The organism is Psychrobacter sp. Ps2 (assembly GCF_022129405.1).
Taxonomy (GTDB): domain Bacteria; phylum Pseudomonadota; class Gammaproteobacteria; order Pseudomonadales; family Moraxellaceae; genus Psychrobacter.
Window position 1 is genome coordinate 170,075 of sequence record NZ_JADQAM010000061.1, and the last position, 24,000, is coordinate 194,074.

General features: G+C 43.6%; 20 protein-coding genes. 6 read left to right on the forward strand and 14 right to left on the reverse strand.

The window, feature by feature from the left end; all coding sequences use genetic code 11:
- Positions 1-140 precede the first annotated feature (140 nt).
- From I3254_RS12400 to I3254_RS12410, 3 genes are all read right to left on the reverse strand, one after another.
- Positions 141-3,131, reverse strand: coding sequence for a LysM peptidoglycan-binding domain-containing protein (locus tag I3254_RS12400; protein WP_238053068.1), 2,991 nt, complete (start codon positions 3,129-3,131; stop codon positions 141-143).
- A gap of 245 nt (positions 3,132-3,376) precedes the next feature.
- The gene (locus tag I3254_RS12405; protein WP_101205368.1) at positions 3,377-3,871 is read right to left on the reverse strand and encodes a hypothetical protein; all 495 of its coding nucleotides are present in this window, start codon (positions 3,869-3,871) and stop codon (positions 3,377-3,379) included.
- A 392-nt stretch (positions 3,872-4,263) separates the two neighbouring features.
- On the reverse strand, positions 4,264-5,493 hold the full coding sequence (locus I3254_RS12410; RefSeq protein WP_228153252.1) for a hemolysin family protein: 1,230 nt from the start codon (positions 5,491-5,493) through the stop codon (positions 4,264-4,266).
- 625 nt (positions 5,494-6,118) lie between these two features.
- On the opposite strand from I3254_RS12410, the gene yajC reads away from it, so the two are divergent.
- From yajC to I3254_RS12440, 6 genes are all read left to right on the forward strand, one after another.
- Entirely contained in the window at positions 6,119-6,448 is a 330-nt protein-coding gene (yajC, locus tag I3254_RS12415) for a preprotein translocase subunit YajC (RefSeq protein ID WP_057759529.1), read from the forward strand.
- Between the two features lie 392 nt (positions 6,449-6,840).
- A complete protein-coding gene (secD, locus tag I3254_RS12420) occupies positions 6,841-8,718 on the forward strand; it encodes a protein translocase subunit SecD (RefSeq protein WP_101205370.1) in 1,878 nt (625 codons plus the stop codon).
- Positions 8,719-8,727: 9 nt separating this feature from the next.
- Positions 8,728-9,990 carry a protein translocase subunit SecF gene (gene secF, locus I3254_RS12425; protein WP_238053069.1) on the forward strand — a complete coding sequence of 421 codons (1,263 nt, stop codon included), beginning with the start codon at positions 8,728-8,730 and terminating at the stop codon, positions 9,988-9,990.
- A gap of 231 nt (positions 9,991-10,221) precedes the next feature.
- Entirely contained in the window at positions 10,222-11,628 is a 1,407-nt protein-coding gene (locus I3254_RS12430; RefSeq protein ID WP_238053070.1) for an MATE family efflux transporter, read from the forward strand.
- Between the two features lie 155 nt (positions 11,629-11,783).
- Positions 11,784-12,515 (forward strand): AzlC family ABC transporter permease, encoded by a 732-nt coding sequence (locus I3254_RS12435; RefSeq protein WP_238053071.1) that lies wholly within the window; start codon positions 11,784-11,786, stop codon positions 12,513-12,515.
- Positions 12,505-12,864, forward strand: coding sequence for an AzlD domain-containing protein (locus tag I3254_RS12440; RefSeq protein WP_238053072.1), 360 nt, complete (start codon positions 12,505-12,507; stop codon positions 12,862-12,864). The genes I3254_RS12435 and I3254_RS12440 overlap by 11 nt, the downstream gene beginning before the upstream one ends.
- A gap of 119 nt (positions 12,865-12,983) precedes the next feature.
- Here I3254_RS12440 and purF read toward each other — a convergent pair whose 3' ends face one another.
- The 11 genes from purF to I3254_RS12495 all read right to left on the reverse strand — a co-directional run bounded on the left by purF (position 12,984) and on the right by I3254_RS12495 (position 23,811).
- On the reverse strand, positions 12,984-14,519 hold the full coding sequence (purF, locus tag I3254_RS12445) for an amidophosphoribosyltransferase (RefSeq protein WP_101205374.1): 1,536 nt from the start codon (positions 14,517-14,519) through the stop codon (positions 12,984-12,986).
- 236 nt (positions 14,520-14,755) lie between these two features.
- Positions 14,756-15,253, reverse strand: coding sequence for a CvpA family protein (locus I3254_RS12450; RefSeq protein ID WP_238053073.1), 498 nt, complete (start codon positions 15,251-15,253; stop codon positions 14,756-14,758).
- 30 nt (positions 15,254-15,283) lie between these two features.
- Positions 15,284-16,318, reverse strand: coding sequence for a quinone-dependent dihydroorotate dehydrogenase (locus I3254_RS12455; protein ID WP_057759514.1), 1,035 nt, complete (start codon positions 16,316-16,318; stop codon positions 15,284-15,286).
- A 214-nt stretch (positions 16,319-16,532) separates the two neighbouring features.
- Positions 16,533-16,934, reverse strand: coding sequence for a hypothetical protein (locus I3254_RS12460; protein ID WP_227526596.1), 402 nt, complete (start codon positions 16,932-16,934; stop codon positions 16,533-16,535).
- A gap of 202 nt (positions 16,935-17,136) precedes the next feature.
- A complete protein-coding gene (gene gspM, locus I3254_RS12465) occupies positions 17,137-17,706 on the reverse strand; it encodes a type II secretion system protein GspM (protein WP_238053074.1) in 570 nt (189 codons plus the stop codon).
- A 33-nt stretch (positions 17,707-17,739) separates the two neighbouring features.
- Positions 17,740-19,035, reverse strand: coding sequence for a type II secretion system protein GspL (gspL, locus tag I3254_RS12470; RefSeq protein ID WP_238053075.1), 1,296 nt, complete (start codon positions 19,033-19,035; stop codon positions 17,740-17,742).
- A 160-nt stretch (positions 19,036-19,195) separates the two neighbouring features.
- The gene (sixA, locus tag I3254_RS12475) at positions 19,196-19,654 is read right to left on the reverse strand and encodes a phosphohistidine phosphatase SixA (protein WP_238053076.1); all 459 of its coding nucleotides are present in this window, start codon (positions 19,652-19,654) and stop codon (positions 19,196-19,198) included.
- A 57-nt stretch (positions 19,655-19,711) separates the two neighbouring features.
- On the reverse strand, positions 19,712-21,004 hold the full coding sequence (locus tag I3254_RS12480; protein ID WP_238053077.1) for an NAD(P)H-dependent glycerol-3-phosphate dehydrogenase: 1,293 nt from the start codon (positions 21,002-21,004) through the stop codon (positions 19,712-19,714).
- A gap of 126 nt (positions 21,005-21,130) precedes the next feature.
- Entirely contained in the window at positions 21,131-21,799 is a 669-nt protein-coding gene (locus I3254_RS12485) for a nitroreductase (protein ID WP_238053078.1), read from the reverse strand.
- Positions 21,800-21,917: 118 nt separating this feature from the next.
- A complete protein-coding gene (gene zapE / locus I3254_RS12490) occupies positions 21,918-23,018 on the reverse strand; it encodes a cell division protein ZapE (RefSeq protein ID WP_238053079.1) in 1,101 nt (366 codons plus the stop codon).
- A 133-nt stretch (positions 23,019-23,151) separates the two neighbouring features.
- Complete coding sequence (locus I3254_RS12495; RefSeq protein WP_238053080.1) at positions 23,152-23,811, reverse strand: alpha/beta fold hydrolase; 660 nt, start codon at positions 23,809-23,811, stop codon at positions 23,152-23,154.
- Between the last annotated feature and the right edge of the window lie 189 nt (positions 23,812-24,000).

Sequence of the window (24,000 nt, forward strand, 5' to 3'; positions counted from 1 at the left end):
AAGCTAAACTTTCACAGTTATTTATTCTTGTTAAATAAAAAAAAGCTGCTCTTTATAAGAGCAGCTTTTTTCATGCGTTACGATTAATGATTAACATTAATGACGTCTCGTTTAAACGGTATCCATTAATATTTTATTCATTAGCGATTAGGTACAGTCAGACGCTGACCACGCTGCAACATCGTATCAGCGGCGATATTGTTCATATCAGCCAGCTCTTGCGTCGATACGCCATATTTACGTGCTAGACCAATCAAGCTATCACCCGAGCCAACCGTGTAGCTTACCGTCGCTTTTGGTACTTTAAGCGTTTGGCCGCGTTGTAGCTGAGCATTGGTCGCTAGATCATTGGTCGCCGCCAAATCCTCTACTGAGATGCCAAACTGACGTGCCAAAGCAATCAAACCATCGCCAGATTTAACTTTGTAGCTTTCAGTGTTGCTCAGTTTTATTCCACTGCTTGCTGAGCTACTACTGCTGCTACTAGCAGAGCTGCTGCTTTGGCTGCTACTAGATGCACTTACCACACTGCCGCTAGCAGGAATAGTGATAGTACGGCCCAGTATCAGATTCGAATTGGTATTCAAATTATTTGCTGATGCCAAATCGCTTAAGCCAATATTATAACGTTTGGCGACACCCGTTAAGGTATCACCTGATTTTACTTTGTAGCTGACCGCTTTGTCATTCAAATGACGATCGACCAATTCTTTAGAAGCAGGTACTTTAATCGTTTGACCACGTTGCAAGCGAGCTTTCGCATCAAAGTTGCTGTTTACCGCAGCCAGCTCCGTTGCACTCACTCCGATGCTATTCGCAATACCAATCAGCGTATCACCTGATTTTACTTTGTAATTGGTGGTCGCGACCGAGCTTGAGCTGTTACTACTGCTAGCACTTGTCGTGCTTGCAGCATCAAAATCAACACTGGCTGGCACTTTAAGTGTCTGACCAACATATAGCGAGCTGGTGCTGTTGATACCATTGAGACTGGCTAAAGTATCTGTCGACACGTTGAATTGACGCGCCAATGCAATTAAACCATCCCCTGCTTTTACTTTATAGTTTTTGGTCGCAGTGCTTGATTTACTTGGCTTGGTAGAAGGCGCTGCAGGCGTCGTCGCAGGTGCAGTCACTTTACCCGGTATGAGCCATAATTTTTGACCTCTGAGCAGATCGGCACGGCTGCTCAGGTTGTTATAGCTGGCTAGCTGAGTGACCGATAAGCCAAAACGATTAGCCGTACCGATAAGCGTATCACCGCCTTGTACGACGTAACTGTCAGGCTGACTAGCGGCTGCGTTGTTAGCAGTACTCAATGGCTCGATAGTCTTGGCATCATATAGATATAACGTACTGCCAGAGAGCAGATTGGCACTAGCATCTATCTGGTTCCATTCTGCGATATCACGCCAGCTAACCCCTGCTCGACTCGCAATGTTCGAGAGCGTATCGCCACGTTTGACCGTATAAGTGGTACGAGTGCCTTGAGGTTTTGGCTTACTTACCGAGGTTTTAGCAAAGCTAAGTTTTTTCTCTGCACCACTCGCTTCTAAGATAGACTGCTGTGTTTGTACGGCTGATAGATTAATGTTGCCATCAGCATTGATAACATTGGTCTCAGAAGTATTTCTACGGATCTGATTGGCGATGAAATCACGCTCTTCTTTGCTAAGCGGTGGCTCTTGGACAATCGTATTGTTCTGAGTAATTTGAGCTGAGGTAGTCGGTAGACTGTTACTGCTCTTAAGCTCAGCATTGATTTTGTTAGTCTCTGCTGTGGTCAGTGGTGGCTCAGTACGAGCTGAAGAATTGCCACTGTATACCGAGCTGCTAGTTGGCGTCGCAGATGGTGAGATATAGCTGGTAGTCTGCTGAGGTACACTTGCGCTAGCCGCATAATCAGCCAATGCGCTACCAGTAGATGGTAGAGATGAGGCAGTATATGGTTTGTTATTATAGCTTGGCGTAGTCGCTGTCGTGCTTGAGCTACCTGCATTGTTCGATGCAAGTACATTACCTGTACCGTTACCTCTGAGCCCGCTTAATTTGGCATCGGCATTGAGGCTGACGTCGTTAGGAATGATGACACGCTGTGGACCTGAAGAGTCAACACGGCCTGATGTCAGTGCAGTGTTTAGACGCTCTAGCTCATCATAGCTGACTCCAGTCAACTGCGATACTTCCGCCAAGCTCACACCATAGTTAACTGGTACACTACGGAAATGCTGACGGTTAGCGATAGCTGGTAGATACACACCATACTGCTCAGGCTTAGCAACGATTTCGGCTACAGCTAAGAAACGCGGCACATAGTTCATCGTTTCAGTCGGTAATTGAAGTGACCAATAGTCTGTTGGCAGTCCGCGCGCTGCGTTGGCATCGATTGCTTTCTGTACACGACCAGGTCCAGCGTTATAGGCAGCCAATGCTAGCTCCCAACTACCGAACTGGTTGTGCAATGCTGTCAAGAAGTCATAGGCAGCACGTGTTGATTCGATAACATCGCGGCGACCATCATAAGTACTGCTTTGGTTCAAGCCATAGATACGGCCTGTACTTGGGATAAATTGCCATAATCCCGCAGCTGCTGCACTACTCGTACCACTTGGATCATAAGAGCTTTCGATAACTGGTAACAAAGCAAGCTCTGTTGGAATATTGCGACGCTCTGCCTCTCGTACCGTATGATAGATATAGCGACTGGCACGTGCAGTTAGGCGATTGAGATAATCCTGTCTACTGGTAAACCAGCTTTTTTGACCTTCAATACGCTGATTATAGATTGGCTTACCACCATTCATACGATAGCCTGCGCGTAGACGATTCCACAAATCACCATATTGCTGAATAGCAAGCTGGTTACCTTCTACCATGGTCATGTCAGTAGCTTCTAACAAGTCAGCCAACTCATCCAAACTCTCTGCATCCAAAAACGCAGTTGAGTAGTCTGCACTACCTGTATTAGCCCCTTGACTGGCAGGACTTTTGATAATGACAGATGAGCTATTGGTCGCACCTTTGTTTTTTACCGCTGATGTATTGCTACACGCACTAATCAGTAAAGTGGATACCGCAAGCGTCAATGGCAACGCAATAAATGAGCGAGAGTGTGATAGCACAGTAGACATGATATTGGAGGTTTCCTAACGACAGAAATTAATAAGATAAAGTTGATAGATAGTATAGTATGCAATGTAAAGCAAAGACTAGCCTAATATAAAAGATAATAATAGACGCTCAAGTAGCCTATAAAACTAAGTAATGACTATTATTAGCCAACTAAGACTTTTTGTAGATTGAAATCGCAGCTAGCTCAATCAGCTATTGCTTATATGGCCTATTGTATTTTGAATCTTGCTTGGTCAATAGCGACTTAATTAATAGCCACCTGAGACACGGCACGTAAGAGCACTGCATTACCAGTAGACAAGGTCAAGGTCACACGAGATGTGGTAACAAATGATACTTGCTGACCATTTTTTACCCAGCTCTCATTGGTCGTCACGTTGGCTTTGGCTTGTGAACCAGTAATTACCACATTGTCTACCGAAATATCATAGCGATAATTAGACGTATCATTCCAGCTGTTTTGAAGCAACTTTAAGTACGCATCTTTATCTAAACTGGTAGACTTTCCTTTTCTAGATAAAGAAATAAGCGCGTCGTCCGATACTAGGCGCGATACCTGATTGATACTTTGGCTATTCGCTGATGCTTTCATTGCGGCGGCATAGTTCTGTACCAAATCTTCGGTCATAGTTGCCGCTTGTGCATTGATACTGATGGTGCTGGCTACTGCTACGATTGCAGTGATGCTGGCGCTTTTCACCAATAGAGCTAATAGCCTATTTCCCAATAATTTTTTCATGATAATCCTTAGCGATATTTTTTTCGTTAGTGTCATATAGTGACGATTAACGCTCTTTTATCATTTATTTTGGCAGTGTGTCTGTATAGATATATCTATATAAGTATACTCATATCATATGCCGAGCCTATCATCGAATTCTCACAGCCATGTGACACCCTGTGTAATTATTGCGAATAAAAACACAGGCTATCAAATCAAATACTCTTAACATTTTATGCTGCAGATTCTAGCCATAATAACTATATACTTTATACTTTGTGGCTCTAGCTTGATAGTCAGCCCATAATGAGCTGACCATTTTTAAACCATCAATCTTTAGAACCATCAATACTTATGGTTAAACTGTCAACGTTATAGTTTGGCTTCATTAGGGCATAGTTAAGATTTCGTTAAGACTTAGGTTCGTTATTACTGTCTTCATACTGCTCATCATCGCTGAGCTTCATGCCTAAACGCTCTACCCGTCTATCCATCATCTGACGAGCCAAGGCCTGCATGTCTTCGACGCGGTCTATCTCATCAACAATCTCAAGACCTAACAATGTCTCAAACACATCTTCTAGCGTGACTAAGCCTTTAACTTCACCATATTCGCCGACTGTAATCGCAATATGAATACGGTTTTTTAGCATCAACTCTAACAAGTCAAACAGCTTCATTTTAGAGAAGACAAAAGTGATGTCTCGTTGAAACTGCGTCAACGGCTTGTGCATAGCATGATTAACTTTAGCCAGTAGCATGTCCGTTTTTAGGACAAAGCCTGTAATGTTATCCAAATCACCATCATAGATTGGCAAGCGAGAAAACGTCAGCTTTGGACGGTCAACCAATAGCTCAGCAACGGTCTTATTCTCTTCGAATGCGAGCATCACCGAGCGCGGTGTCATGATATCTTCGACTTTAATAGCGCCAAACGCGAGCAAGTTACGAATGATACGCGACTCTAGTGGGTCAATTTGTCCTGACTCTTCACCGATACTAGCAAGAGCAGCAAACTCACGGCGGCTAAATGTTTGCGGTTCTTTACCGCGTACTAATAGTTTCGTCAGACGCTCTGAGAACCAGATTAATGGATACAAGAGCATGATGATGCCGCGAACGAAGTAAGCAACCAGACCACTTAGTTGACGCCAGTAAACTGTACCTAGTGTTTTTGGGATAATCTCAGACAAGAATAAGATAGCAAGCGTCATGAGGGCAGAAAACAGACCAAACCACGCACTACCAAAGACGATCGTAGCCTGTGCACCCGCACCGATAGAGCCAAGTGTATGGGCAACGGTATTTAACGTTAAAATAGCGGCTAGTGACTGGTCAATATTGTCCACTTTCAGGCTTTTAAGCATTTCTGCTTTTTTGGGACTGGTTTCTTGTACATCCGCAATAAACGATGGCGTCATGCTCAGCAAAACAGACTCTGCTAATGAACAGACGAAAGAGACACCAATAGCAAGTAAGACAAAAAATATCAACAGAGAAACGCTAAGCGCAGTTGGTGCTGCCGCCTCGCTAGATGTTGATACAGCACCAGCTGCCCACACTGCCTGCGGTAGCATAAGAATTGCTAATGCAGATAGTGCCGAAAAAGAAGTATAACCAAATCGAGAACTAGTAGTCATTCTCGGGGGAGGTTCTGCAGATGCGTCTTTACGATGAGCGCGCGGACGACATAAACGAGGTACAAACATAAAAGTGGTGAACAAGTTAGGTAACCTAAAAAGAGTAAAAGAAAGATAATGTCATGAGCAATTTATATCGAGTTGCAGAATACTATTAATAAAGTAATAAAAGACATCTGTCTATCGTATAAATAGTTACTCAAAGCTGATTTAGCTGATTTAATCGCTATTTCAAAGCCATACTATGCTTCAATAAGCCGTAATATGGTTCAATATTTAGCATACTAAATACAGGCAATCATTGCCATTTGATAGTAGCATTGATGATACCATTTCACAATAAGTCGCCATTTTTAAGTTTTTGTTTTTTGATGACTTTTATTACCCTACTATTAACGGTTGTATGACGACATCTTTGCTAGCCAATTCATGACAGCTATTTAGCCTGACGCTTTATATAGGTTATCTGAATATAGTAAAAACATTGTTGTCCTATCCGTTGGCTGATAGTATGCCTTACGCTAAGAAAAACACGCTCAGCCTATGATTAACAGTTACCAAGTCTGGGATTTTTTGTTACTATGCGTCTAATTTTATTATTGTCTATGACTTACTGAGAGATATTATGAGCTTATTTATTCAAGCTGCCCATGCTGCACCAGAGACTGCAGGTGCTGCAGGTCTATTCGGTCAGATTTTACTGCCTGTTGCGTTTTTTGCGATTTTTTACTTCTTGGTCATTCGCCCGCAGTCTAAGCGTACCAAAGAGCACCGTGCCATGGTTAACGCATTGACCGTTGGTAGTGAAATCATTTTTGCTGGTGGCTTAATGGGTCGTATCAAAGCAATCGAAGGCGATTATGCCGTTGTGAGCCTAAACAACAATACTGACGTGAAAGTACAACGTGCTTCTGTTATTTCAGTATTGCCTGCTGGCACGATCGAAAGCGTCTAATTAGAATGTTCACTGGTTTTTATTAGTGAAAATTTATTAGTGAACATTCGATAGTCGTCACATTAATGAATGTAATGACTAAAAAATGACCGTATATGATTTACGGTCATTTTTCGCTATTAACACAGTAAGGTAAAATTGCTATATAAATTAGGCTTACCGTTTAGATGTCCTATCTTTATCCAAGTCAGCCATATGGTTTTTGGTGACCAGATAAACAGACATCTGTATTATTTGCTTTACTGTTTTATGCGTTACTATCATCGCGGATGATCGCAATGGTGCATGATGACGGCTGCTGAACATAGCACTCGACCGTTGCTATCGCTAACTTCCCATCTGCTAACTTGTGGCCTACGTCGCCAGTCGTTTATCAACTTAAAGAAGTGATTATGCAATATCCCGCTTGGAAATACTTACTAATTGCCGTCGTGCTACTCGTTGCCGGTCTATATGCTGCCCCCAACCTTTATCCTGACGAACCTGCTGTGCAGATTACGAGCGCAGCCGCAGGAACTCAGCTATCTGAAGGCATCTTAACCGAGTCTCAAAGCTTACTCGAAGAGGCAGGTCTAGATAACCACGATGGTACGTTTGAGGGCAACAGCGCGCTGGTACGCCTCAACAACCCAGTCGACCAGCTAAAGGCGCAAGAAGTGCTACGTCAAAACTTGGGCGAAGACTATGTCGTTGCCCTTAACCTAGCACAGACTACCCCGCAGTGGCTACGCGATATCGGTGCAAGACCGATGAAGCTTGGTCTCGATTTACGTGGTGGTGTACGCTTTGTACTCGAAGTCGATATGGACAAAGCGCTTGAACAGCGTTTGACCAGTGCCAGTCGTGATATGCGACGTGAGCTACGTGCTGAGCGAGTAGCAATCAAAGGTATCAAAACCGAAGATCGCGGCGTGGTATTGCATTTTGCTGATACTGACACTCGTAACCGTGCCCAGAACGTATTACAAGGCTCAATGAGCAATACGTTTAACTTGCAGTCTTCTATTGATGATCAAGGACCTGCATTGGTCTTATCGTATAACGATGCGACACTTGACGAAATCAATAGCTACGCGGTCAATCAGAACTTGACGACTCTACGTAACCGTATTGCTGAGCTGGGTGTTACCGAAGCTTTGGTACAGTCGCAAGGTGCTAGCCGTATCGTCGTTGAGCTACCTGGTGTACAAGATACTGCTGAAGCGAAACGTGTACTTGGTCGTACTGCAAACCTTGAGTTCCGTATGGTGGCAGAAGATGCCGATACCTATACTGGCGGCATACCACCAGCGGGCACAGAAGCATTCCCATTCGAAACACTCGATGGTCCTCCTGTATTGTTAGATCGTCAAGCGATCGTCACCGGGGACAAAGTAACCAACGCGCAAACTGGCTTGGATGAAAGTGGTCTACCTGAAGTAAGTATTACCTTAGACAGTGCTGGCGGCAAGCTCATGCAGAACGCCACTCGTACAGCTGTTGGTCAACAGATGGCTGTATTGTTCATTGAAAACAAGCAAAGAATCACTTACGAAGAAGATCCAGCGACTGGTGAGACAACTGAAGTACGCACACCTTACGCTGAAACAAAGGTCATCAACCGTGCCAACATTCAAGCGGTATTGGGTTCATCATTCCGTATTACTGGTTTAGATAGTAGTGCTGAAGCAGCTGAGCTTGCGCTATTGTTACGTTCAGGCGCACTTGCCGCACCGATGTACTTTGTAGAAGAGCGCACTATCGGTCCATCACTCGGTCAAGAAAACATTGATAAAGGGTTGTTCTCTACGCAGGTCGGCTATCTATTAGTCTTCGCGTTTATGATTATCTTCTATCGCCTGTTTGGGGTGATTGCCAACGTTGCGCTAGCCGTTAACGTTATTATCATCATTGCGATTATGTCAATTTTGGGTTCATCACTTACCCTACCTGGTATCGCAGGTATCGTTTTGACCATCGGTATGGCGGTTGATGCCAACGTACTGATCTTTGAGCGAATACGAGAAGAGATTGCCAATGGTGTCCGGCCAAAATCAGCCATCGTGGCAGGTTTCGATCGCGCATTTAGCAGTATTTTTGATGCCAACATTACAACCTTATTGGTCGCGTTTATCCTATTTGCGATTGGTACTGGTCCGATTAAAGGTTTTGCGATTACGCTAGCTATTGGTATTGTCAGCTCGCTATTCACTGCAATTTTGGTGACACGTGCACTGGTACAAATTGCTTATGGTAAGCGTAAATCCATCAAAAGTCTGAGCATCGGTTAGGAGAATATTATGGCGATCGATAATAACAACCCTTTAGAACAGCAGAATAATCCTGATCGAAATGGCTCAAACGGTGACACGACCAATGCAAGTACGCGTCGCCGTAACAAACCGCGTCGTGATGGTAAAGGTAGCAATACTAAAACCAATAACCCTACTACCGCAAAGTCAGGAAAAAACCCTAGTCGTCGCGGCGGTAAAGGTCAAAATGCTAAAGACAGTCAAGCGCTGTCTACCGCTGTTGATTCTGACGTAATATCAGGTGACGCCGCTGATGATGCAGCAGCTGTCGCTGAAGGTGGGATCAAAGCGGTTGGTAACCAGCGTATTATTCCATTTATGAAGATAGAAAAGCCAATGGCATTACTGTCTTTATTTATGGTGATCGGTAGTATCATTGCTATCGCGGTAAACGGTCTGAACTTAGGTCTTGATTTTACTGGTGGTGTCTCTGCTGATGTGCGCTATGAGCAGCCTGTTGAGCAAGTTGCTGTTGTACAAGCACTAGCAGACAATGGTTTCGATGATGCGGTTGTACAGTATCTAGGTACTCGTGAAGAGCTATTGGTACGTCTACCGCCTCAGTCTGATAACGTCGATGGGCTAAGTGCAAATCTGACGCAAGCATTGGCCCTACCTAGCAACACCGCTACAATTAGCAACGTGAATATCATCGGTAGCCAAGTTGGTAATGAGGTTTATTTAAACTCAGTCATGGCATTGGTATTGGCACTGGTTTGTATGCTTGGCTATGTTGCCCTACGTTTCCAGTTCAAACTGTCTTTAGGTGCCGTACTGTCACTGTTCCATGATGCTGTCGTAACCATCGGTGTATTTGCATTGTTTGGCTTCCCGTTTGACTTAACGGTATTGGCTGCGGTATTGGCATTGATTGGTTATTCATTGAACGATACCATCGTTGTCTATGACCGTATTCGTGAAAACTTCCGCCGTGTTCGCGGAATTACGCCAGAACAGACGATTGATTTGTCATTGACCGAGACACTACGCCGTACGATTATGACCATCTCAACTGTTTTGTTGGTCGTACTAGCCATGCTCTTCTTGGGCGGTGATGGATTGTACTGGTTCTCAGTAGCTCTGTTTATTGGTTTGCTTGCGGGTACTTACTCATCGACTTATATTGCCAGCTCGATTCCGCTGCGCATGGGTCTGTCGCGTGATGACTTTATCGTAAAAGTAAAACCAGAGTTTGAAGAAGAAATCGTTACTTTCAATGATCCAAAAATGTTTGAGCAAGACAACGTTTAGTAAGGTATATTAGATGGATTGATACGTTGAACTAGCGTGTCATCACATTCTATATAATTACTAAGTGCACAGCTACAATGTTTAAATAAGAGCACCTGACTCATGAATAATGAGTCTAGGTGCTTTTGTCTTTATAGCTATTTTGTCTCTTACATTAAATGTACTGCCTTACAATTTTATTATTATTTAACGAATATACCTCTTTATCGTTCACGTATAAACGAGTCACCCATGTCAGCTAAATCCGCACCTTCTCACGCGATGCCACCTATTGACACAAGCTATAAGCGTATTGTCGCGATTGCATTGCCTGTACTGCTAGCCAATTTGGCCATGCCATTGCAGAGCGTTATTGATACGGCCATTGTTGGCAATATGAATGACACAGCGAAACTTGCTGGCATGGGTTTGGCCATACAGCTGCTGTCGCTATTGCTTGTTAGCTTTAACTTTTTGCAGTATGCATCATCTGGGCTTGCTGCGCAGGCATTGGGACAGCTGGCTAATAATACTAGCAATACATCGGCCGTATCAGTGCCCACGCCTTTGCTGTCTATCTTACAACGCGCGTTACTATTGGCGTTTGTTATTGGAGCAATATTACTACTCGCAAAACCATGGCTGATTGATTTTGGCTTAAAAGCACTGTCAGCAAATCCTGAAAGTGGACGCGCGGCGAAAACCTACTTAGACGTACGTTTCTGGGGCGTGATCGCAGAACTGATGAATTTTGCATTTATCGGTTGGTTTGCAGGACAAGGTAAGACCCGTTATATGCTTTATCAGCAGGGCTTTATTGCTGTACTTAATATCGTACTGACTTTGTTTTTTGTATTTGCAATGCAGATGGGGTTAGCTGGTGTCGCACTGGGAACGACTATTGCATTTTGGTTTGGAATACTGATGGCACTGTGGTTGAGCCGTCAACATCTAAAAATATCATGGTCTGTATTATTCAAAGCGGATCGACAGTATTTTACGAAAAAAAAGATGCTTAGGCTATTTTCTTTAAACAAAGATATCTTTGTACGCACTCTTATCTTAACGCTAAGCTTTGCTTGGATTACTCGACTGTCTGCGCAAAGCGGAGATGTCATACTGGCTGCTAACGCTATTTTATTGCAAGTATTAAGCATATCTGCCTTCGCTTTAGATGGCGTCGCTGTTTCTGCTGAAACGTTAAGTGGACAAGCTGCAGGGCGACGTGATTGGCCACGTTTTCGTATTATCATAAAGCGTACAGGCGTGGTTAGTTATGGCCTTGCTATCATGTTGAGCGCCATTTGGTGGCTTGCAATGCCTACGTATTTGGGATTTATGACTAACATTGAGTCAGTGTTTGCCCTCGCCTATGACTACCATTTATATGCCGTATTATTGCCTCTTGTCGGCGTTGGTGCCTATTGGTTGGATGGGATATTTTTCGGCTTGACGGCTGGTAGCGTGATCCGTAATGCGGCGCTGATACTGGCTGCCATTTTCTTCCCGTTAAGCTGGTTGCTCTATCATCAATGGGATATGACTGGTATTTGGCTTAGCGTGTGGTGTCTATTATTATTGAGACTAGTCATCCTAGGTGGGTTTTTGTACCGTGCTAATCAGACTGGCAGTTATGAGAAACTACAACCTGAAGCTTAGTTAGTTTTATATTATATTTGCTCTATCAATTTTCGATAGAACGTTTTTATTAAGCTCGTTTTGCACTTTTTAATTTTGCAGCAATACCGTTTGAATCAATAATTTTTATATCAATAGATTTATAAAAATATCATAAGAAAAATTTAGGATGTCATGTGAATACTCATTCAAATGAATTAAGCCATCAACATGAAAACCATTATCAATGGGCTGAGGGCTTTAAGAAAAGCTTGCCAGTTGCTATGGGATATCTGCCTGCAGGTATTGCCTTTGGTGTACTCGCACAGGTGGCAGGTATTCCGATATGGGCAACGATTATGCTCAGTATCGTTCTCTATGCTGGTGCAGCTCAGTACGCTTGTCTGCCGATGCTGAGCGCGGGCCTACCGATTGGCAATATCGCCACCAATATTGCCGCGATTAATCTACGTCATGTATTCTATGGTATGCCGTTATTACAGTATTTACCGAAAAATAAGCTGGCCAAGACGTATTGTCTGTTTGCTTTGACCGACGAGACTTTTTCGATCATGACCAGCTTACCAAATGAGTCGCGACGAGCGCTGATACTTCCTATCAGCCTATTTAACCAAAGCTGGTGGGTGCTCGCGAGTACGGTTGGCGTAATGATTGGTAGTACGCTCAGTGATTTGGTGCCAAATTTAGATTTTGCGTTAGTTTGTCTGTTTGCAATTCTTGCTTATGAGCAATTTCAAAGTATCAAACGCTACTTCCCGATTGGTATTGCCGTGCTTGGCTTAATCATTGCTTCGCTATTTACCAGTGACTGGTTGCTACTAGTAGCCATCACTATCTGTATGTTGATGATTTTGGTACGTGGGTTTTGGATAGAGCGTCAAAAGACGGGAGACTCTTATGACCAGTAGTTATCTTATTTTTGCTACGCTTGCCATGGCAGCAGTGACCTTTATCACTCGTGCGCTACCCGCACTGATACCTAGAAAGCTACTCGATACACCTTGGCTACACCGATTAAATGAGAGTTTGCCATTATCAGTGATGGTACTGTTAATTTTAACTAGCCTCTCTTATCAAGACATATCGACGACTGTTGCTTTAAACGACACTGAATTACATCTATTAATGGCACAAATCGGCGCACTTATTTTGGTATTGTTTATTTATCATATCAGCCGTCAGCTTTTGGTCAGTATGGTTGTCGGTATCGCAGCAATCAATGGTCTGTTTTGGTTATTTAGCAGTTTTTTAGGCTAAAACTGTTTCGCCCATTTATATAAACGCCAGCACCCTTAGCTATACTTTAAACATAAAAAAGCTAGATTCTAAATAGAATCTAGCTTTTTGTTATCTGAAAATAATGACTTCAATACGACTTAAAGTTCTTCCACACCCATCATGTCAACTGGGGTATCAGCCACTATTTGTACGCCTTTTTTACCCGTTTTGGCAGTATCGTTACGCTGCTCTTGCAGGTGATCGAGATACGCTTCATTGATCTGACCAGTGATGTAGCAGCCGTTAAATACCGCACAATCAAAACCTTCCACTCGGCTGTGTTTGGTGTCTTTTACTGCGTCAATCAAATCATCCAAATCTTGGAAAATCAAACGATCTGCGCCGATGATATCACGTACTTCTTCAACGCTATTGCCTGAGGCAATAAGCTCGCTACGTACGGGCATATCAATGCCGTATACGTTTGGAAATTTCACTGGTGGCGCAGCACTGGCAAAAAACACTTTATTAGCACCAGCATCTCGTGCCATTTGAATGATTTCATGACAGGTCGTACCACGAACGATAGAATCATCAACCAACAGCACGTTTTTGCCTTTGAACTCTAGCGGCACAGCACTTAGTTTCTGGCGAACTGATTTTTTGCGTTGCTGCTGACCTGGCATAATAAACGTACGACCGATGTAGCGGTTTTTCATAAACCCTTCACGGTACTTGACGTTCATTTTTAGCGCCAGCTCCATTGCTGAAGTACGCGACGTGTCTGGAATTGGAATGACCACGTCGATATCATGATCCTCACCCCATTCAGCAAGGATTTTATCTGCCAGTTTTTCACCCATACGTAGGCGTGATTTATAAACTGAGATATTGTCCATAATCGAATCTGGACGAGCAAAATAAACATATTCAAAGATACAAGGCGTGTATTCTTTTTGCTCTACGCACTGATGCGTATGCAGCTTATGGTTTAAATCGATAAAGATTGCTTCGCCTGGTTTTACATCACGAACGATAGTAAAGCCAGAACCTGTCAATGCAACTGATTCAGAGGCAACCATATACTCAGTGCCGCCATTCGGTGCCATACGCTTACCAAAGATAAGTGGACGGATACCATTTGGATCGCGGAACGCCAGTAAGCCATGACCCGTGATTAAAGCGACAACGCCATAAGCACCTTCACAGCGTTTATAGACGGCTTTTACTGCTTCAAAAATATCATCAGCCGTTGGATGTGTTTTGCCTAGATTCTGCATCTCATGTGCCAGTACGTTTAACAGTACTTCAGAATCTGAGTCAGTATTAAGGTGGCGACGATCTTCGATGTACAAAGATTTGGCCAAACTCTCAGCATTGGTCAAGTTACCATTATGCGCAAGGGTAATACCATATGGTGAGTTAACATAAAATGGTTGAGCTTCAGCGCTGCTAGAAGTACCAGCTGTCGGGTAACGAACGTGACCAATACCGAACTTACCAACCAGTTTCATCATATGACGATTCATAAATACGTCACGTACCATGCCATTTTCTTTACGTAGATAGAGTCGCCCATCTTGCAAAGTGACAATACCTGCTGCATCTTGCCCGCGATGCTGTAGCATCGTCAAACCGTCATAAAGAATCTGATTGACTGGTTCGTGAGCTGCAACTCCAATGACTCCACACATAATAGCTATATCCTATTTTGACTCATACATTAGTACGACAATAACGGCAAACTTAACGACAGTATGTTGCTACAACCACTCGCCATCGCACGCCGCTAACCTGATGATATTGTAAGAAACTTAACGAGATTTTTCGATAATCTGTTTTTGATTATCAGTGACACGTGCAAACATTTAGAAGTATAAAAAGAAGTAAAATAATAGACAGTTAGATAAAATAATAGGCAATTAAACAATTACGACTGATTGACCTGATCCCAAGCCATGCCTAATACATCTGATACCAACGCCTTGCCCATCGGTGCATATGGCATTAGCTCAGGCGCTAGTACTGAGGTTTGCCACTGCGGCATCTGTACTAGCAATGGCGCACTGACGCTCAGTACAACCAAGACCATCAATACGTTTTTGGCAGCACCCAGTACGCCGCCTGCCATTTTGTCCAAAACGCCCAAACGTAAGGTTTTGAGCACGCCTGAGAATACAAACGCCATCAGATGCATGATTGCTAATATGGCAATCACTACCAATAAAAAGGCCATAGCCATCTCTAGTACAGGATTTTGTACGATACCCGTCAATTGGGGCGACACTACTCCTGCCAGCCTAGTAGCAGCGATAAGGGCGATAAACCAACCTACCAAGCCTATTGCTGTTTTAATCAGTCCTACTTGAAAGCCGCGCCATAAGCCAATCAAGACAACAATAGCAATCACAATATCTAAACCACTCATGCTCTACGCCTTATTACCTTATTTATTGGATTAACTTTCCATGGCATCGTAATAGCCACCGATTGCCTGAATGCAAGACTGCACCAGTCCAGGACCACGATAAATAAGCCCCGTATAGAGCTGTACCATGTCTGCGCCTGCTTCGATTTTTTTGACGGCTTTGGCACCACTATCGATACCGCCCACGCCTATCAAAGCGACTTTACCATCTAACTGATCAGAGAACTGTTGCAAAATCTGAGTACTAATATGACTCACAGGACGACCAGATAAGCCGCCCATTTGGTCACCATCACGCAAATCTTCGACACCGACGCGGCTTAGTGTTGTATTAGTCGCTATCAAACCATCAATTTCAAAGTCTATTAATTGCTGCGAGATATAATCAACTTGTAATGGCTCTAAATCTGGAGCAACCTTAAGTACTAATGGGACATAAAAACCATATTCAGTAGCCAACTGACTGTGACGGTTTTTAATCGTATCCATCAACTGAGTCAGTGCTTCACCACTTTGCAAATCACGTAAGTTTTTGGTATTTGGCGATGAGATGTTGACCGTGATGTATGAGGCGTGCGGATACACACGCTCTAAGCAATACACATAATCATCGGCGGCTTGCTCTACCGGCGTATCGGCATTTTTGCCAATATTGATACCGATATTGCCTTTGTATTTGCAGCGTTTGACATTGTCGATCAGATAATCAACGCCTTCATTGTTAAAGCCCATACGATTGATAATCGCGTCTGCTTGCTTGATTCTAAACAGTCTTGGCTTGTCGTTGCCTACTTGCGGTCTTGGCGTGACAGTTCCTACCTCTATAAAACCAAATCCTAACTCAGCCAGCGCATCAATATAATCGCCGTTTTTGTCCAAGCCTGCTGCCAGACCGACTGGGTTAGAGAACTGCAAACCCATACAGTCTGTTGGTTGCATTGACTGACCATACGCCAAGCCTAAAACACGCGCTTTATGCGCTTTATCCAATAAAGATAGCGTCATCTCATGGGCGTGTTCGGGATCCATATTAAACAAAAAAGGACGAAGTAAGGCATAAGACATAGTGATGGCAGACCCTGCTTGGAAGAAATAGTGAATAAAAAATGCGAATGAAATCGGGCGCAGCGATTATATCAGCTTAACAGAAATAAGAGCAAAGTTTCAGTCGCTAAATTTCTACATTTAAGCAGTAACCAATACTGATGAGTCTCTGCTAAATAAAGATAAGCTGCCGCTTTCTAAGCTAAAAACATAGCACAAAGGTACTCTTAAACGTCTACGGTACTGGACGCCCATCAGTCAACGCAATCCAACCACGTATAATGCGATATAAATGCCAGATAAAGGTAAAGGTCATAATCAGTAAACCAAGCCCAGCCAATAATATTGAACCAATAGCAATATTGCCACTATCCGCTAGTACGCTAACGCCAAAGCCGCCTAGTGCAAAGGTAATCAAAATAATGCCAATGACGAACCAAACGATACTGTACCAAAAGGTCTTGATTTGCCAATCGAAATGCGTGGCTAACCATGACCCATTAGCATCATGGCGCTTAGCATAGTTCATGACAATCGGCACAATCCACAGTAAACCCGCAGTAAAGTAGCTGATCACATATAAGAAATAAGTGATATGGTTATAAGTAATTAACGAACGGCGCTTATCGTTGCTCATACTGTCCCGCATTATGTGAGGTTTTCCTTATTGGTAATATTTTTGTTCAATAGTCATATGATTAACTATTTAATGGAGCCGGATAAATGGCTTTTCAATGATACCAACGATAAAGCACTATTTTGCTGTCTAATATCGAGTGTCGAGTACTAGACACACAGTGATATAAGTATCTAAAATATTTATCACAAAATGATGCGTTTTAAGAAGTGACCGTTGCTTGTACCTGAATAGATTTATTGGTCAGGTCTTGCTGCATAGATAGCTGTGTAAACTGCCAACCTTGCTGCTCTAACTTGCCAAGAGCGGTACTTACGACAGCTTGACTGGGGTGGATAAAGCTTAACTGCACCGAATCACCAGCCGCAACGACCTGAGCATCTGTAATTCCTGTGGTATTTAGCAGCGCACTAATGCGATTGGCAGGCGGCATGTCAGCCTCTCCATTAGCGTTATTGCCAGTACTTAATGCATTACTATCGATATTACCTGCTTGCGCCCGCAACCAAAAATAATCAGCCACTTGTTCCTGATAATCATTTTTGCTCTCTTTTGCCGCTTGATGAATGCTATAACCACCATAACCGCCGATAAACAACAGCAAAAATACGGACAAGATGGCTAATGCTAGCTGATCTCGTGGCGGTAGCGCTTGCCAGCGAGTTAATAGCGCATTTTGGTAACTGCTCATACGCTCTGAGAATGCGTGCGTTTCGGTATTGGTTGCAGAGACAGCTGCACTGCGTTTGGTACGGCGCTGTAATCGTTTCATGTTTTGACCTTTTCTTACCAATACTCTGATGAATTATGATGCTGCTGGAGTGTTCGCCGTATCGCTGTTTTCCACCACATCCACAGTGACCTGAGCACTAAATTGACCTTGATCATTACTACTCACTTGCGCAAGCTTGGCATTCAAACCTTGTGCTACTAGCGTGCTCGTGAACTGATCCAAACTGCCACGATCAGATGCAATGAGCGTAAAACTAAGTGCAGATGGTTGCATCACGAGCGTCTGCGCACGCAATGAAGATTGTTTGATTAAAGGAGATATCTTTGACAGCACCGCCATGTGTGATGCAGGTGCCTGGCTGTCGCTAAGCAGTTTTGGTTGTAATTGTACTTGGAGCTTGGTTCGGGTACTGAGCGGCTCATCAGTGAACCAAGATTGATATTGTGCCGCAATTTCTGTCTTGGTGGCAGCTGTTGCCTCATTATACCTGTACCACTGCACCCCATCAGTTGCCATCTGTAGTACTAAAGCCGATAACGCAACCATCATTGCTACCCGTAAATACGGTGATAACTGTGAGTCGGTTGATTTGATAAAGAAATTCAGCGCATGACGTTCTGGGTTGTCAATGGGCGCTGGTGTCATGGGCAAGCTCGTTAATAACAGCTGGTGATCGGCGATCAGCGCTTTCGTTTGCGCCATAGAACTGGTTATCGCTGATGTTACTGGGATATCATTGATACCCATACTATCCATTTCGTTAGCGGCTAAATCACTGATAGCAAGGCTATTGGTTTCAATAGAAGTCAGCAACATCACTTCGCTTAAGTGCGGAAAGCGCTCAAAGATCAACGGTAGATAGCTGACAGCCATACCTTGGCGCAATGACTGGCGCAATAGCAGAGTATGCTCGTCTTGATACAATATTACTTGCTGACCTGCACCTTCTTCTGGTGGTGGCAGTAATAAGAAGTCTGGCAGTAGTGCCACTATATTCATACCCACAAGCTGAGCACTTTGCTGCCATGCCTCAATATCATTTTGTGCCAATGCGTACAGCTGCGTCGTATCAGCATGGCTCAACTGGCGAATAACCAATTGTTCAACTGGTGTTAGGGAGGTTTCTTCAAACAAATACTGCTTACCACTATTACCCAGCTGCTTGAGCTGAGCAGTATTGAGCGCTGTGTCTACTTGCAATACATGACTTGAGGGGAAATATAAACAAATTGCCTTTTGGCCATTGGATTTATGATGACCATAGAGAGTTTGTAGCTGTTGCCAACCGTCAACCGTCTGCCATTGCTGTACATCTTCGTGCCAAACAGCTAGCGGGCTATGCTGCGCTCGTAACCAAACATGTAACACTAAACGTGTCCTCGATTATTGCTGCGGTTATAAAAGTACTATGATGAAGCAGTGCTACTATTCAAAAAGGATTGAGTCATTTTATCTGCTGAGCCAGTCGCTTAATTGGTATGATTGCCTCACTCTGAATTCATCCTATCTAAACAATGGCTAGGTCAGCCTAATATGGTTGGTCAGGTACAAAACGATCCACTTCTGTGGCCATCCCAGTCATGACAAACTCCATTTCAAACACTCTGGCTTCTGCTAAAGAGAACGATTCTGGATAATCTCCTGTCAGCAATCCCGCGATATAAGCGACGATAGACATATGACAAACAACGACCAAACACTCAGCTTCAACATTGGCAATATCTATCAGAGCTTGGCGAGCATCATCTGATGGCGTGATATTGTCCTGCACAGATAAGGCTACTTGCGGCGCTCGCGACTGGAACGCAGATAAAGTTTGCTGTGCTCTCGTATAAGGGCTGACCACAAAACGATCTGGGCTATAGTGAGTGGTCACATATTCTGCCGTTTGTGCTGCCTGCTGCTGACCAAAGTCCGTCAGCTGACGCGCGCTATCTGGACGTGTTTCGTCTTCTGCTTGACCATGACGTACTAATATAATTTTCATAACCTTCCTTGGAGCGCTAAGTTCGACTCTCTTGATATTGTCTTCTAGTAATATATCTTACTTATCAGCATCGCTGTCTTTGCTTTTGGTATTACTGCCCGAGGTTTTCATATGAGCGGTAAGTGCTGCATTGCTATGATCATGCGCCATGACAAACTCAACATCGCTACGGAACCCAGCTTCCATTAGATGTAGCGCAACGCCTAGAGCGGCCTTGTCTTCATAAATGACTGCATAGAGCGCATGGGTAATTGGCATATAGATACCCGCTTTGGTCGCTTTTTCATGAACTTGCTGAATAGTATTTACCCCTTCAGCAGTTTGGCCAAGCTTTTTGACCGCGGCATCAATACTCATACCACGACCGAGCATATTACCGATACGATAGTTACGACTTAGCTCTGAGCTACAAGTAGCATATAAATCGCCTACGCCAGATAAGCCCAAGAAAGTGAGCGGATTGGCGCCTTCTTCAACACCAAAACGACTCATTTCTGCCAAAGCACGAGTAAGAATCATTGCCTTAGTATTCTCACCTACTTTGTAAGCTGCCGCCATACCCATGGCAATTGCGTAGATGTTTTTTAGCGCGCCGCCAAGCTCGACGCCGCGTATATCATCACTAGCAAATACTCTAAAGAAGGCACTGTGTAATGCTGCTTGTACGGCATGACGTAATGGTTCCGACTCACTTGCGATAACCGTAGCAGATGGCATATTTTTCATGATTTCGATAGCAAGGTTCGGCCCTGACATGACGCCAAAGTTCACTTCTGGCAACACTTCTTTGATGATATCACTCATCATCGCAAAGGTGTCTTTTTCCATACCTTTGGTCAACGATACAATAGACTGACCGCTGATAAAAGGCGCGATATTTTTTAGCGTTTCGCGAAAGGCTAAACCTGGCACAGCAATAAAAATAATGTCTTTATCTTTGACGCTTGCCGCCAAATCATGGCTGTATTTCAGTCGATCATCAAGCTTATAGCCTGGTAGATACTTTTTATTGGTCTGTGTTTTGGCCATCGCTTTTACGGTACGTTTGTTACGTACCCATAGCGTGGTATCACAGCCATTACGTGCGGCTAAATTTGCCATTGCCGTACCGAAGCTACCACCACCTAAAAACGCCAAACGCAGCTTGGTTGGATTGCTATGAATGTCTGCCATATCTTTTGCCACAGCTGATTCAACAGGGCTAGGGTTTGATTTTTTACGGCCTAGGCCTGATTTGGTTGCTCGCTCAAAAATACCTGCAAGCATACCGTTCTGCTTTTCAGACGACTCTTTGTCCGTTTCATTATTAGCACTGATGTTGTTTTTATTACTATTGTTAGGGCTTGTCATGTTCTTTTATCCGTGTTGACTGACGTATTATCAATAGAATCTATCGTGCTCAGCTACTGGCCTTATTATCTTTAAATTACAACTTTGTGAAATTATAATCTTATAAATAGACAGTACTAAGCTACATTACGACTCGAAGCGAACTAGCGGTTCGATATCAATAGGTTTGCGTTTGGACTCGTCTTTGGGACTTGTGCCAGTATAAACAAAAGCGGTCACATAATCATCTGGACCTACACCAAAATATGCTTTTACCGCAGGCTCATTACATAGCAGCCCAGTGCGCCAAACCGTACTAAATCCTTGGGCTTTTAATGCCAAAATTAGATTTTGCACAGCAGCGCCCGCACTGAGCATCTGCTCAAAAGGTGGCACTTTTTTGTGTTCTTGCATTTGAGTCACAGCCGTTATGATCAACGGCGCTCGCAGCGGCATATTTTGAGTTTTAGTGACGGTTTTTTCAGACAACTCTTCGCCATCTTCTAGCGCTTTTGCTTGGGCAGCTTCGAGCAAGGCACGGCCTAATTCATGGCGAGCCTCACCTTGCGTCACGATGAAGCGCCACGGACGCAATTTTTTATGATCTGGCGCAGTTGCCGCACACTCAATGGCAGATTCAATCTGCGCCCGCGTCGGTGCTGGCTCATCTAGATTGCCCATACTGCGTCTTGAATTGATCCAACCTATCAGCTCGTCACTGGTAGATGAGATATCATTCGCTGCTACGTTCTTCACAGACAGTTTTTTGTCTTCTATTTCTTGGCTTTCATTATCAACATTGTCAGTTGTAGTCATTGTTTTATCCTTCTTTATTATTATCTATCACTACTTATTAATAATATCATTTTCTTATTTTTTAACAGCTATAGAGCAATTGAGAGCTACACATAGGCAGTCTCAATTCAGCGATAAACTACGCAACATCTTCGACTCGGTGGTCCATGCGTAGATAGTCCTCTGACTGCATCTCAAGCAGGCGTGAACGAGTACGTTCAATCTCAAACGCCAATTTTTCTCCTTGATACAAATCTAGAATCGGCTGCTCTGCCCGTACCAATAGCTTTACACGGCGATCATAAAATTCATCGACGAGATAAATGAAACGGCGCGTTGGATCACGCAAGTCGTCATCTAGTGCTGGCACAGAGTCAACTAAAACGGTGCTAAAGCGTTTGGCAAGCTCAATAAAATCAGCGGCTGAACGCGGTGCCATACAGAGATGACGGAAGTCACAGAATAAGATATCTTCGGTACAAGCGTTGATTTTTACTTCTCGTCCATTGATAGTAATGGGCTCTTTACTAATTTTCTGATTATTCGACAAGCTCGCAAAACGGTTGGCTAACCAATGGTAGTTCGCCTTAGTAAGCGGCGCTTCGTATAACTCAGCTTGTTGCAATACGCGCAGACGATAATCAATTCCCGAGTCAATATTCATTACCGTCGTATGACGCTCAACTTCCGCAATGGCAGGCATAAAACGGTCACGATGTAAGCCATCTTTATATAGTCCAGCTGGCTCAATGTTTGAAGTGGCAACCAAAGTAATACCGCGATTGAACAGCATAGTGAACAAATCGCCTAATATCATGGCATCAGAGACATTAGAAACAAAAAACTCATCAAAACAGATGATAACCGCTTCTTTATAAATAATATCAGCGACTTTTTCGAGTGGATCACTCTCACCTTGTAGTTTGTTAAGCTCTCTATGGACACGCTGCATAAAATGATGGAAATGTAGACGCATCTTGCGCTCGATGGTCAACGAGTCATAGAACATATCCATCATCCACGTTTTACCGCGGCCGACACCGCCCCACATATAAAGGCCTGTTGGCGCGACTGGCTTAGATTTCAAAAAGCCAAAAAAACCTTTCTTTTGCGGTGCGCTATTGATGAGCTGATGGTGTATCTCATCAAGATAGCTCATGGCCTGAAATTGCTGCTCATCCCGAGTAAACTCATCTGTACTGACGGCTTTCTCGTAACGTTGCAATGGAGATAAACTCATAATACGACTCATCGTTGAATTAAATAAATATCAAAATAGTAGGATAATTTAGCATAATGCTGGTGCTACCAAGCAAGCCATGCTAAACCATATCAAAGCAGAAGCTATCAAGCTGAGCTAGGTAACAAATAAATTAGCTGTCCTGCCCAAAGCTATGCTGGTCTAATAAACCTTTGAGCTCTGATAAGCGACCATGGAAGAAATGACCCGCGCCATCGACCACGCTGACTTCAATGCCTAATCGGTCTGCAAATGCCTGCATATTATCAGGTTCAATCACCTCATCCGCATTACCATAAATCTCAAAGGTTCTATCCGCAGGCAAACTAATATCAGTACTGTCATTTTTTTCGACTGATGGTGCGATCAGGGCAATTTTCGTGACTTCAAAGTCATCCAATCCCCATATATGCGCGGCTTCAAGCACTTGCTCAGCCACACGTGCAGTAACATAGCCACCAAAGGAAAAACCACCTAGCCAGAGCTTTCGAGCACTGGTTTGTTCAGCAATCCATTGTAGCACGGTCATTGCATCGACCACTTCACCTTCCGCGTAATCATGCTCGCCTGTCGATTGACCAACGCCGCGAAAGTTAAAGCGTACCACATGCATACCATTATCACGGGCAAAGCGATACATGGTGGTGACCACTTTGTTATTCATCGTACCATCAAACAACGGATTGGGATGGCACAGCAGCGCCACAGTATCTGTACTTGGGTCATTAGGATTGTCATTTTGCCACAGTGCGTCAACCTCGAGCACGCCAGCAGGAGCAGGAATCAATTGCATAGTATTACTTATTAATAAAAAATGAATGGCTCAATTATCCTAGATACAATTTATATTTCAAGTGATTTGCTGTGTACGGATGCGACTTGTTTTATTTTTGGTCAATAACGGTTGTCTGCCGTTTTGGAATATTGCTGTTCTTAAGATATTAAACTTGTTTATATCTAGTGCATGGTTCATCGGCAATAT